Origin of the sequence: Thermomonospora cellulosilytica (assembly GCF_014138835.1) — a bacterium.
GTDB lineage: Bacteria > Actinomycetota > Actinomycetes > Streptosporangiales > Streptosporangiaceae > Thermomonospora > Thermomonospora amylolytica.
In genome coordinates, this window is record NZ_JACJII010000001.1 from 1,311,997 (window position 1) to 1,324,733 (window position 12,737).

Below are 12,737 nucleotides of genomic sequence, written 5' to 3' on the forward strand. Positions count from 1 at the left end.
CCGCCGTGACGGTGACCACGCAGCCCCCGGCGGGACCGGCGCCCGCCGTCCCCGATCCGGCCCTTCCCGCGCGTCCCGCGCGGCCCGGCACCGTCCGGCGGCTGGCCCGCCGGATCCATCTGCGCACCGTGCCGGCCCGGATCCGGGCGATGGCGCTGGTGTCGGTGGTGGCGGTGGGCGCGCTGTTCGGCGCGGCGGCCTGGGCGATCGGCAACGCCCGCGACGGCCTGGAGACCATCGGGCACGACGCCGGCCCGCAGGTGGTGGCGACCGGTGACCTGTTCTTCGCGCTGAACGACATGGACGCGCAGGTCGCCAACGTGCTGCTGCTGGGCCGCGACCACGACCTGGGGCGCGGCCGGGACGCCTCGCTGCGGTTGTACGAGCAGCGCCGCACCGAGGCCAACCAGGCGCTGCTGCAGGCCGCCCAGCTCGCCGGGGACGACCGCACCGAGCAGCGCACGGTCCGCGCGGTGCTGGACGGGCTCGGCCAGTACGAGCGGCTGGCCGCCCAGGCGATGCAGCTCGACCAGCAGCGGGCGCACCCGGCCGGGCCGCCGTCCGAGGAGGTGCTGGCGCTGTACCGGCAGGCCACCGACCTGATGAAGGTCAAGCTGCTGCCGCAGGCCTACAACCTGACGCTGGAGAGCGGGTCGATCGTCCGCAGGACCTACGAGACCGAGCACTCCTCGCTGGCGGCGGGGCGGCTGTGGGTGCTGGGCGCGGGGCTGGCGGTGGTCGTGGTGCTGGTGGCCGTCCAGGTGTACCTGACGCGGCGGTTCCGGCGGCTGCTGAACCCGGCGCTGGCGCTGGCCACGCTCGGGACGGTGGTGCTGACGGCGCTGGTCGCCGGGCTGGTCGGGGCGCAGGCCGACCGGTTGCGCACGGCCAAGGAGGACGGGTTCGACTCGGTGCTGGCGCTGTCGCGGGCGCGGGCGATCGGCAACAGCGCGTACGCCGACGAGAGCCGCTACCTGCTGGACCCGGTGCGCCGCGACACCTACGAGCAGGTGTACTTCGACAAGTCCCAGTCGATCCTGTACCTGGACGCCGAACGGACCAAGAGCCTGGCCGACTACTACGCCAACCTGGACGGGGCGGTGAACTCCTACCGGTCGGAGCCGCGGGTGACGTTCCTGGGGTTCTTCGGCGACCAGGCGCGGGCGGCGCGGCCCGGCAGCGCGGAGGCCGCCGCCGTGGCGCAGGTCCTGGACCGGTACCGGGCGTTCCAGCACAAGGACCGTTCCGTCCGGGAGATGGTGACGTCCGGTCAGCCGGGGCAGGCGCTGACCCTGCATCTGAACGCGCAGGAGTTCACCCGGTACGACGCCGCGCTGGTGGACCTGGCCCGGATGCACCGCGCCACCTTCGACGACGCCATCCGCCGGGGAGACCGGGGACTGCGGGGCTGGAACGTCGCGCTGCCCGCCGCGTCCGCCGTCCTGGTCGTCCTGATCCTGCTCGGGGTCCGGCCCCGCCTGGCCGAGTACCGCTGAGCCGCTGCACCGGAGGTGGAACATGCGCATCCCCCGTACCGCCGCGCTGGTCTCGGCGGCCGTCCTGGCCGCGGGCCTGGTGACCGGCTGCGGCACCGGTGAGGACGAGTCGATCCTGGACGGGAGGACCCTGACGATCGGGGTGAAGGCCGACCAGCCGGGGCTGGGGCTGCGTCAGCCGGACGGCACGTTCGCCGGGTTCGACGTGGACGTGGCCCGGTACGTGGCGGGCAGGCTGGGCTTCACCGGCGACGAGGTCCGCTTCACCGAGACCCCGTCGAACGTGCGGGAGCAGGTGCTGGAACAGCGGCGGGTGGACATGGTGGTGGCGTCGTACTCGATCACCGCCAGCCGCAAGACCAAGGTCACCTTCGCGGGGCCGTACTACGTGGCGCACCAGGACACGCTGGTCCGCGCCGGTGACGCCGTGGTCCGGAACGTGCGGGACCTGGCGGGGCGCCGGCTGTGCAAGGTCGCCGGGTCCAACTCCTGGCGGCGGGTGACCGAGGAGCGCCGGGTGCCCGCCCGGCTGGTGGAGACCACCTCCTACAGCGACTGCGTCGACCGGCTGATCAGCGGCGGGGTGGACGCGGTGAGCACCGACGACCTGATCCTGGCCGGGTTCGCCGCCCGGCACGGGAACGCCGTCATGATCGTCAACGCGCCGATCTCCGACGAGAAGTACGGGATCGGGCTGCACAAGGGGGATCTGGACGGCTGCGAGGCGATCAACCGGGCGCTCACCGAGATGTACCAGGACGGGACGGCGGCGCGGCTGCTGGACAAGTGGTTCGGGCGGACCACGCTGCAGCCGACCACCAGCGTGCCGCAGTTCGAGGGCTGCGGCTGAGCGGGCGGTCATTCATGACCGATCGGTAGAAATGAGGCTTCTTCGGAATTCGTGCCACGGCCGCGGCGGATCCGGGACCGGTCGTAAAGCATTCAACCGTTCCCGGGCTGGACATACCGTCCAGTAGTGCGGAGGATTTCCCGAACCCTTCCCGAGTGGCGGCCGTCACCCGGACCGCGGCCCCGCACCACCTGAGGACCCGGCCCGATCGGCACCATACGCGCTGGTAGGAACGTTCTCCGTCACCTGGCGGCCAGCCGGACATGACGGCGGTGCCGATGCGATCGCCGTTCGGGCGGGGCGTTACAGTGGCCGTGCGGAATTCGGGAGGTCGGGTGTTCTATACGTTCATGGCACGCGTGGTGGCTCCGATCCTTCGGCTGCTTTTCCGGCCACAGGTGGAGGGCCTGGACAACGTGCCGGCCTACGGGCCGCTGATCATCGCGAGCAACCATCTGTCGTTCATCGACAGCTTCATCATCCCGCTGGTCATCCCGCGGCCGGTGACCTACATCGCCAAGGCCGAGTACTTCGAGCAGCCCGGCCTCAAGGGCCGCTTCGTCCGCTGGTTCCTGACCACCCTGGGCCACATGCCCATCCGCCGCGGCGCCCAGCGCGCCGCCATGGGCGCCCTCGAGCAGGCCGTCGAGGTCCTGCAGAACTCCGGCGCGTTCGCCATCTACCCCGAGGGCACCCGCTCCCGCGACGGCCGCCTCTACCGCGGCCGCACCGGCACCGGCTGGCTGGTCCTGGCCACCGGCGCCCGCGTCCTGCCCATCGGCCTGCAGAACACCGAGACCGTCCAGCCCGTCGGCGCGTCCCTGCCCCGCGTCGTCTGGCCCGGCCGCCCCCGCCCCGTCGTGCGCATCGGCCCGGTCATGGACTTCTCCCACTACAAGGACCTGCCCCCGGCCAAGGCCCGCCGCATCATCACCGACGAGATCGTCGAGACCATCCAGAAGCTCTCCGGCCAGGACTACGCCGGCACCTACAACCAGTCCGCGGGCTGATTGCCGCGCGGGTCTGATTGCCGCGCCTCCGGCGCGGCGGCGAGCGGGCCTTTGACGCGCGGCCGTTCGTCGTCGCGGGTCAAGATCGCGAGGAACGAGCGATCTTGACCCGTTCCTCCTCACGACCACGCGGGCCCGCTCGCGGTGGCCTTCAGGACCTTCGGGTGCAGGGTCCACAGTGAGCCGGGAGTGGTGGCCGTTCCTCTTGGGAGGGGGCTCGCCGGGTGTGAACGGTGTGTCGGGGGGTGGGGCGCGAGTATGGTCGCGGGCATGGTCTTGTCACGTAGCGTCCGTGTCGTCTCGCCGATCGTGATCGCGAGTGCTCTGCTGGCCACGGGCTGTGGTGGTGGGGACGACGGGAAGAGCGCCCAGACGCGGGCGGCGCAGCAGGGCGGGCCGCCCGGGGGGTACACCGCGGCGCAGCTCCGGGAGGCGCTGCCGGTCGAGCTGGTGGGGTATCGGCGGGTCGGGGAGCCGGAGGCCGGGGAGTACGGGGCGCTCAGGGGCATCCAGAACTTCAACCAGCTCCGGAACGAGATCACCTACGACAAGCCGCGGTGCCGGGAGATGACCGGGGCGGCGACCGCCTCCGACGCCTCGCTGCGGGCGGTGCCGGCCGCGGTGGTGCAGTTCGCCAAGGGCCCCGGCCAGTCGGCGTCGGCGACCCTGATGTCCGTTCCCGACGAGGTGGCCGAGCGGTACGTCCGGGTCCGGGCCCCCGAGGACTGCAAGCGGTTCCGCACCAGGGTCGGCCCGCGCTGGTCCGACCACCAGGTCGTGGAGGCCGGCGCCGGCAACGTGGGGATGGCCTCGCGGATCCTGGGCGTCTCCACCACCAGCGGCGACACCGCGGTCAACACCTGGTACGCGGTCATGCGCGGCCGCGGCTACCTGGCCACCGTCGCCGTCTACGGCCCCAAGGTCACCCGCGCCGAGGCCGAGCAACTGGCCCGCCAGACCTACGACCACGCCGAACGCATCCTCCCCTGACGGCGGGCCTGCGCCGCCTCCGTCCCGGCTCCCGTGCGCCCGTTCATGTCCCGGCTCCGCCGCGGCATGAACGGGCGCGAGCGTCAGGAGCGCGCGCTAACGTTCAGTCATGACCGTGCACCGGGTCGCCGTCACCGTGGACCTCGTCGTGCTGACCGTGCGCGAGCAACGGTTGTGCGCGCTGGTGTGGCGGCGGGACCGGCCGCCCTATGACGGGTGCTGGTCGCTGCCCGGGGGGTTCATCCAGCTCGACGAGGACCTGCCGGTGGCGGCGGCGCGGCTGATGGCCGAGCGCGCCGGGCTGGAGGACGTGCGGATCCACCTGGAGCAGCTCGCCACCTACGGGTATCCGGACCGCGATCCCCGCCAGCGGGTGGTCAGCGTGGCCTATCTGGGGCTGGCGCCCGACCTGCCCGCCTCCAGCAGGGCGCAGGTGCTGTGGCGGTGCGTGGAGGAGCTGGTCGAGCGCGACAGGGCGGCGTTCGACCACCGGCGGATACTGCGGGACGGGATCGAACGGGCCCGCGCCAAGCTGGAGTACACCTCGCTGGCGGCGGCGTTCTGCCCGCCGGAGTTCACGGTGGCCGAGCTGCGCCGGGTGTACGAGATCGTGTGGGGCACCCCGCTGGATCCCCGCAACTTCCACCGCAAGGTCACCGGCGCGGACCGCTTCCTGATCCCCACCGGCCGCACCACCACCCGCGACGGCGGCCGGCCCGCCCAGCTCTACCGGCGCGGGGACGCCGAGCAGCTGCGTCCCCCGATGCTGCGGCCACGGCCCTGAACTGGGTTTCGTAGGCTTAGGGCACCCACCCGTCATCCCCCTGGAGGACAACGGTGTCCGTGCCACGCTTCCGTTCCGTGCTCGACCGGTTCACCGCCTACAAGCCCGGCAAGACCGCGGTGTCGCCGGACGGGCGGTCGTTCAAGCTGTCGTCCAACGAGTCGCCGTTCGGTCCGCTGCCGTCGGTGCTGGAGGCGATCGCCGACGCGGCGCAGCGGATCAACCGGTACCCGGACAACAACGCCGTCGCGCTGATCGAGGCGATCTCGGCGCGGTTCGGGGTGCCCGCCGACCACGTCGCGGTGGGCTGCGGGTCGGTCGGGGTCACCCAGATGCTGCTGGAGGCGGTGGCCGAGCCCGGGGCCGAGGTGCTGTACGCCTGGCGGTCGTTCGAGGCGTACCCGGTGCTGGTGTCGCTGGCCGGTGCGGAGCCGGTGCAGGTGCCGCTGCGCGAGGAGACCCACGACCTGGACGCGATGGCCGACGCGATCACCGAGCGGACCCGGCTGGTCTTCGTCTGCAACCCCAACAACCCGACCGGCACCGTGGTGCGCCGCGCCGAGCTGGAGCGCTTCCTGGACCGGGTGCCGGACGACTGCCTGGTGGTGCTGGACGAGGCCTACCGCGAGTACATCCGCGACGACGAGGTGCCCGACGGCCTCACCCTGTACGGCGACCGCCCCAACCTGGCGGTGCTGCGGACGTTCTCCAAGGCGTACGGGCTGGCGGGCCTGCGCACCGGCTTCCTGGTGGCGCACCCGGTGGTGGCCGGGGCGATCCGCAAGACGATGCTGCCGTTCAGCGTGAACTCCCTGGCCCAGGCCGCCGCCGTCGCCTCCCTGCGGGCCGAGGACGAACTGCTGGAGCGGGTCGAGTCCACCGTCAAGGAACGCGAGCGCGTCGCCGACGCGCTGCGCGTCCAGGGCTGGACGGTCCCGCCCACCGAGGCCAACTTCGTCTGGCTGCGCCTGGGCGACCGCACGCTGGACTTCGCCGCCGCCTGCGAGGCCCAGGGCATCAGCGTCCGCCCGTTCCCCGGCGAGGGCGCCCGCGTCTCGATCGGCACCCCGGAGGAGAACGACGCCTTCCTCGCCGTCGCCGAGTCCTACCCCCACCGCAACGGCTGAGGCCCCTCGTTCCCAGACCTCACAGCGCCCTGGGCACGAGAGCCGGAGCGGAGCGCCGCCGGCGCTCCGCTCCGGCTCGCCCGAGACGGCCCGGCACCGCAGCCGCTCCGTCAGGGCGAGCCCTAGAACGAGCGGAGGACGACCGGCGAGGATGTCGGGCGTGCGGAGGTCGTCCCCCTGTACGACACCGCTCCGTCAGGGGCGAGCCTGCAGGCGAGTGGGGGAAAGCCGGTGAGGATGCCCGGGGCCGCCTGCGGGTGTGCGGGGGTTGCCCCCCGCACGACACCGCTTCGTCAGGGGCGGGCCTGTAGGCGGGCGATGGACGGGTCGGTGAGGATGGTCGGGTTCGTCCGCGGGGGGCGTGGGCGGCGGTTGTCCCCCCACACGACGACGGCGACGCCGAGGACGATGATCGCTCCGCCGAGCAGGATCGGCCAGGTGACGATCTCGCCCAGGAAGAGCGCGCCGAGCAGTACGGCCACCACGGGGTTGACGTAGGCGTAGGTGCCGACGATCGACAGCGGCGCGTTGCCCAGCAGCCAGGCGTACGAGGTGAACGCCAGCAGGGAGCCGAAGACGACCAGGTAGGCCAGGGCCAGCCAGGAGCGGGCGGTGACCGCGCCGAGGTCCAGGGTCTCGCCGCGGGCCAGGCCCAGGGCCAGCAGCGCCGCGCCGCCGGCGGCCATCTCGTACACGCTGGCGGTGAAGGTGCTCGCGGGCATCGGCAGGCGCCCCGCCAGGAACGATCCAACCGACCAGGACAGCGCGGCCAGCAGCAGCACGACCGCGCCGAACGCGCTGCCGGAGGAGCCGCCGGGCAGGACCGACAGCAGCGCCACCCCGGCGAAGCCCACGGCCACCCCGAGGAGCGTCGCGGCGGGCGGCCGGTCGCCGCCGGCGGTGCGCAGCACCACCAGCCACAGCGGCACGGCGGCGATCAGCAGCGCGGCCAGGCCGGTGGAGACGTACTGCTCGGCGACGGCCACCATGCCGTTCCCGCCGGTGAGCAGCAGCAGGCCGACCAGCGCGGCCGAGCCGAGCCGCCGCGGCGGCACCCGCAGCACGCCCGGCCCGTGCCGGACCGCCAGGAAGGCGGCCAGCAGCGCCGCGGCGGCCAGGAACCGGATCCCGCCGTGCAGCAGCGGCGGCATGGACTCGATGACGATCCCGATCCCGAGGTACGTCGAGCCCCACACCACGTAGACCACCAGCAGCGCCGCCCAGGCGAGCGGGGTCATCCCGGGCGAGCGGGTGTCATGAGCATCAGTGGTCATGACTCATGACACTAGGGCATGGCGGCGCCCGCCGGAAGCGGAAATCGGACGTCGTTTCAGGCGGCGCAGTCGGCGGTGGCGGTGAGGCCGTGGGGCGGCGCGTCGCCGGGCGAGACGGACGCCTGGGCGGAGTAGGCCGAGGGGCAGGCGCCGAACGCGTGGCTCACGCCGACGACCGCCTCGCCGTTCACCTCGACCGTGGTCGTCACGGGGTCGCCGTGCGGGACTCCGTCGGCGTGGAACTGCACGCTGACCGTGGCGGTGCCCCGGCCCGAGCCGGTGACCCTGACCTGTGCGAGCGCCGTCCCGGTCGCCGGGTCGAAGCTGAGCGCCAGGACCTGCACCCCGGTGGCCCGGAACGGCGTCGGGCCGGGCGGTCCGGGAACGGTCGCGGGCGGGCGCGCCGACGGCCTGCCCGGCCCGTCACCGAGGTCCGCCGAACCGCTCGGGGCGGGCGTACCGGAACGGGTGGCGTGCGGCGTCGGCATCCCCGAGACCCTCGGGGAGGGGGAGGACGCCCTGACGGAGGGGGCGGCGGTGGGGGCCGCGCTCAGCGGCGGCTCCTCGGCGAAGGCGTCACCGGGACCGCCGGGCAGGGCGGCGTTCTCCGCGCCGCCCGAGGAACCGCCGGCGTAGACCGCGGCGGCGGTGCAGGCCAGCAGCGCCAGGGCGGCGGCCAGCGCGGTGAGCGCGCCCCGCCGTGCCCGCCGGCCGCCGCGGAACCGGGCGGCTCGCTCGCCGGGCAGCCTGCCGGCCAGCGGGAACAGCAGGGACAGCACCGCGGCCCGTGCGCCGAGCTGCTCGCGTCCCCGCGTCTCCCAGGCGGTGCCGTAGGCGGCGAGCGCGACGCTCTCCAGCCGGCCCAGGAAGATCGGCGCGGTCAGCGGGCGTTCGCCGGGGTCCTTGGCCAGCCCGGCGGCGATCAGCGGGACCAGCTCCCCGGGCACGCCGTCCAGCGGGACCGGTGCGGAGCAGTGCTCGTCGGCGGTCCCGGACGGGAACGGCGGCTCGCCGGTCAGGCACTCGTGCAGCACCGCCGTCGCCGCGTACAGGTCCGTGGCGACCGTGCACGGCCCGCCCCGCCACAGTTCCGGCGCCCGCTGCCGGGCCGGGCCGCCCCCGGTGAACGCGGCCACGCCCAGGCCGCCCAGCCGGCTGGTGCCGTCCCCGGTGACCAGCACGGCGCCGGGCCCGACCGCGCCGTGCAGGAGGCCCGCGCCGTGCACGGCCTTCAGCCCCAGCAGGATCGTCTTGAAGACCACCAGGGCGGCCTCGGGGGCCAGCCGGCCCTCGGCCATCAGCAGCCGTTCCAGGCTGAGGCCGTTGACCAGCTCGCCGACCAGGGCGGCGCCGTGCGGGGCGGCGACGTACTCGTGCTGCCGCACCAGCGTGGGATGGTCCAGGGCGGTGATCAGCTCCGCCTCGGCGGCGGCGTCCCGCCCGCCCGGCGGCAGATACCGGATCGCGACGGGCTCGCCGGTCCGTCCGGCGACCGCCAGCACGACCCGGCCGCCGGGGCCTCTTCCCAGTTCACGGACATGGCGATACCCCGCAACCGCCCAGTCGCCGCTCACATCACACCCTTCGTCCCGGTCGTCTCCCGACGCCCCGAGGGAGACCCGCCGCCGCGGCCGAGGTGGCGTTGCGGCGGCGCAGGGCGCGGCGTGCCGGACACTGCCGGTGTCCGGCGTTTCGCGCCGAATCTCCGGAGACGACCGCTATCGGTGAGACGCCCGAGCCGTCCGGGCGGTTGCCATCACCGACAACGGGTCAGGCGGTCGCCTTGGGGCCCGGGCCGAGCTTCTCCACGATCAGGCGGTAGAGCTGGCGGGGACGGCCCGGCTGGGGGGTCCGGTTGGGCGGGAGCGGCCAGGCCAGGCCCTCCTCCACCAGGGTGCGCAGCAGCCGGCGGGCGGTGCGCGGGGTCACCCCCAGCATCCGGCCCGCGTTCTCGGCGTCCACGATGAGGGGCTGGCCGTCGCCGCCCTTGCCCGCGCCCTCCTGGTCGAGCTTGTCGGCCAGCCGGGCCAGGATCTCCAGTCCCTTCGGCTTGGGCTGCGGCTGCGGACGCGGCGGCGTCCGGGGCGCCGGCACCAGCGCCCGGCCGTCGCGGTCCAGCGCGAAGCCCTGCGCCCGCTGCGAGGTCTGGGAGCGTGCCAGCGCCGCCCGCGCGTGCGTCTCGGCCTCGTGGGCGGTCCGGCCCATGCCGATCCCGACCTCGATCGCCAGGCCCAGCTCCTCGCGGACCCGTTCCACGAACGGCGGCGTCCGGAAGCCCTCGGTGGCCGCGGCGACCGAGCCCCGGGTGGCGGTCACCAGATAGCTGTGGTCGTCCACCGGCCACACCGAGGCGTTCATCCGGTGGGCCTCCTGCAGCAGCGTGCGGTGCAGGGCCAGCTTGAGCTCGTCGCGCCAGTAGCGGGGGGTGACCCGGCGCGGGGTCTCCCGCAGCGTCGGGACGTCCACCAGCACCACGACGAGCTGCGACTCCTCCAGCCGGTGGTGCGCGCCCAGCAGCGCCGCCGTCTGCAGCGAGCTGCGGATGGCCGCGCCGGTCGGGCGCACCCGGATGGTGGGCACCCCGGCCATCTCCATCCGTTCGGCGGTGGCGTGCACGCAGGTCATCGCCACCGTGGTGGCGCCGCGCCGCCACAGCCGCTCGTGGAACGCCGCCAGCGTGCCCGGCCCGGCGGCCTCCTCGCGCAGGTGCACGTGCTCGGTGCCCAGGCTGATCTCGCTGTAGGCCTCCTCGACCTCGGCCCGCCCCAGCACGTCGATGCTGACCCGGGCGGGGTCGTACCGCTCGTCGAGGGCGGCCCGCAGCAGCGCCCCCTGCAGCGCCGCCCCGTTCAGCGGGACGTAGGTGGCCGGCATGGTCAGCACCCCGGCCTTGCGCGCGAAGTCGTAGGGGACCGGGCTGGCGAACAGGCACACGTCCACCCCCGACCCCAGCCGCACCACCTTGTCGGCGGCCTCCTGCTCGTCCCGGTACGCCGCCGCGACCAGCCTGCTCGGCACCGGGGTGGGCCCGTGGCCCATCAACATGACGCGTTCCACCAGGTCGTGCGGGCCGACCACGCCGATCGTCAGCTCGGGCGCGGCTCCGGCCGCTCTCGCCGCCGTCACGGGCACCCTCCTCCGGGGGGTGGTGGTGGCCCTTTCCGCTCGTGCGCGCTCGCGCATGTTCCGCCCGCCGGTTGACTCATGGCTAGTCGCCCCTGCCTTCTGACCCAGCACCGCAGTTCCCGCGATTCGTTCCTCAAAGGGCAGATCGGGTCAGGGCGACGAAGTGTGACGCCCAGACGCGAAATCGAATCAAGAGTGCGGCGAAAAAGTAACGTACGCGACCCCCGAGACAGTAATTTGTCACCATACGGGCAGACTCGATCCGGCATCTTGGGCTGTCCGAAGTACCCCGGTCAAGCGTCTACCACGCCGAAAGCCTCCCACGCGGGTCCTTTCGGGGGATGACTGCGGCCTTGTTGCCGTCACCCAACGTCCGTCCGAAACCTCCTTGCGCAGTCGTCCCCGTGGCCTCCTGTCCGGAGGACCGTTCCATTCGCACGCGAAGCGATCACCGGACGACACAGCGCGACCATCCGTCGCGGACGGCCCGGACGAACGAGAAACCGCCCGGGCCGACGGCCCGGGCGGTGGAAGTGTGGTGAAGGTCGCAGGCGACCTCCGGCGTCGGGGTCAGGAGACCTCGCGGACGATGTCGGCCCCCAGCTGGGAGAGCCGGTCGGCGATGTGGGCGTGACCGCGGTCCAGGTAGTACGCCTGGGTGATGGTGGTCTCGCCCTCGGCCGCCAGGCCCGCCAGCACCAGCGCGCTGCCGGTGCGCAGGTCGTGCGCGACGACCTCGGCGCCGCGCAGCGGGGTCGGGCCGAACACCTTGGCGCGGTTGCCGTCCACCTCGATGTTGGCGCCCATCGTGGCGAGCTCCCCGGCCAGCTTGAACCGGCCGTCGAAGATCCGCTCGTAGATGTAGCTGGGGCCGTCCGCCAGGCAGGACACCGCCATGATCGGGGACTGCAGGTCGGTGGCGAAGCCCGGGTACTCGTCGGTGATCACGTTGATCGGGCGGAGCGGACGCTCGCGGCGCACCTGCAGCACCGCGCCCTCCTGGTGGAACTCCACGCCCATCTGCTCCAGCTTGTCGGCCGCCACGCCCAGGTGCTCCAGGTTGGCGCCGACCAGGCTGACCTCGCTGCCGGTGATCGCGGCGGCCATCACGAACACGCCGGCGTCGATGCGGTCCGGCATCACGGTGTGCTGGACGGCGGTCAGCTCGTCCACGCCCTCGACGGTGATGAACCCGGTGCCGCCGCCGGAGATCCGCGCCCCCATCTTCTGCAGCAGGTCGATCACGTCGAGGACCTCGGGCTCCAGCGCGCAGTTCTTGATCAGCGTGGTGCCCTTGGCCAGCGCCCCGGCCATCACCAGGTTCTCGGTGCCGGTGTGCGAGGGGGTGTCGCAGTACAGGGTGGCGCCGCGCAGGTCGCCCGCCTTGATGTGGATGACGCCGTCGCCGTCGTCGCCGACCTGCTCGGTGACGGTGGCACCCATCCGCTTGAAGCCGTTGTAGTGGAAGTCCAGGTTGCGGCTGCCCAGGTTGCAGCCGCCGACGCCCTCGATGACCGCCTCGCCGAGCCGGTGCAGCAGCGCCGGGACGAACAGGAACGAGCCGCGGAACCGGGAGGCGATCTCGGCCGGCAGCACCGGGCTGGTCAGGCTGGAGGCGTCGATGACGAGGGTGCGCTCGGCCTCGTGCAGTTCCGCGCGCGCGCCGACGGCCTGGGCGAGCTCCACCGCGCGGCGGACGTCCTCGATGATCGGAACGTTCCGCAGCACCGTGCGGCCCTTGGACGCCATCAGGGATGCGCCGATCATCGGCAGCACGGCGTTCTTGGCGCCCTGGATGAAGACGGTGCCCTGCAGCTTGTGGCCGCCGCGCACGCGGTATCGAACCTCGTGGCCCATGGTCATTACGCCTTAGCTCCTTCGGGATGCGGGTGTTGAGTTGCCGGCTGCCCGCTCGTCCGCACCGGCGGGTCACGAGTGCCAGGCACGCCGCCGCCTGCGCTCCCTCAGTAAACCACCGTGTGGACGGTCCGGATGCCCGTTGCGCCCCCTTATGGGGAGCCGTCCCTACTCCTGTTTAGATCGCGGAACGTACCGGAAGGTTCGCTCCTTCCCGTCCTCG

General features: G+C 73.3%; 10 protein-coding genes. 6 read left to right on the forward strand and 4 right to left on the reverse strand.

All coding sequences use genetic code 11. From position 1 onward, the window contains the following. Positions 1-5 precede the first annotated feature (5 nt). From HNR21_RS35910 to hisC, 6 genes are all read left to right on the forward strand, one after another. Complete coding sequence (locus HNR21_RS35910) at positions 6-1,496, forward strand: GlnX family signal transduction membrane protein (RefSeq protein WP_312880874.1); 1,491 nt, start codon at positions 6-8, stop codon at positions 1,494-1,496. Between the two features lie 22 nt (positions 1,497-1,518). Next, positions 1,519-2,346, forward strand: coding sequence for a glutamate ABC transporter substrate-binding protein (locus tag HNR21_RS06385; RefSeq protein ID WP_182704443.1), 828 nt, complete (start codon positions 1,519-1,521; stop codon positions 2,344-2,346). A gap of 335 nt (positions 2,347-2,681) precedes the next feature. Next, positions 2,682-3,356 carry a lysophospholipid acyltransferase family protein gene (locus HNR21_RS06390; protein WP_182704444.1) on the forward strand — a complete coding sequence of 225 codons (675 nt, stop codon included), beginning with the start codon at positions 2,682-2,684 and terminating at the stop codon, positions 3,354-3,356. Between the two features lie 270 nt (positions 3,357-3,626). Further along, positions 3,627-4,346: a hypothetical protein gene (locus HNR21_RS06395; RefSeq protein ID WP_157995669.1), complete on the forward strand. Its 720-nt coding sequence runs from the start codon at positions 3,627-3,629 to the stop codon at positions 4,344-4,346. Positions 4,347-4,455: 109 nt separating this feature from the next. Next, a complete protein-coding gene (locus tag HNR21_RS06400; protein WP_119726513.1) occupies positions 4,456-5,130 on the forward strand; it encodes an NUDIX hydrolase in 675 nt (224 codons plus the stop codon). A gap of 59 nt (positions 5,131-5,189) precedes the next feature. Beyond that, complete coding sequence (gene hisC / locus HNR21_RS06405) at positions 5,190-6,257, forward strand: histidinol-phosphate transaminase (protein WP_182708508.1); 1,068 nt, start codon at positions 5,190-5,192, stop codon at positions 6,255-6,257. Between the two features lie 293 nt (positions 6,258-6,550). On the opposite strand, the gene HNR21_RS06410 is transcribed toward hisC, so the two are convergent. The 4 genes from HNR21_RS06410 to murA all read right to left on the reverse strand — a co-directional run bounded on the left by HNR21_RS06410 (position 6,551) and on the right by murA (position 12,514). Further along, positions 6,551-7,531 (reverse strand): EamA family transporter, encoded by a 981-nt coding sequence (locus HNR21_RS06410; RefSeq protein WP_246441998.1) that lies wholly within the window; start codon positions 7,529-7,531, stop codon positions 6,551-6,553. A gap of 56 nt (positions 7,532-7,587) precedes the next feature. Continuing rightward, positions 7,588-9,105, reverse strand: a complete 1,518-nt coding sequence (locus HNR21_RS06415; protein WP_182704445.1) for a serine/threonine-protein kinase — start codon at positions 9,103-9,105, stop codon at positions 7,588-7,590. A gap of 196 nt (positions 9,106-9,301) precedes the next feature. Further along, the gene (locus HNR21_RS06420; RefSeq protein WP_233359120.1) at positions 9,302-10,576 is read right to left on the reverse strand and encodes a transcriptional regulator; all 1,275 of its coding nucleotides are present in this window, start codon (positions 10,574-10,576) and stop codon (positions 9,302-9,304) included. Between the two features lie 651 nt (positions 10,577-11,227). Continuing rightward, a complete protein-coding gene (gene murA, locus HNR21_RS06425) occupies positions 11,228-12,514 on the reverse strand; it encodes a UDP-N-acetylglucosamine 1-carboxyvinyltransferase (RefSeq protein ID WP_119731537.1) in 1,287 nt (428 codons plus the stop codon). Positions 12,515-12,737: the final 223 nt, after the last annotated feature.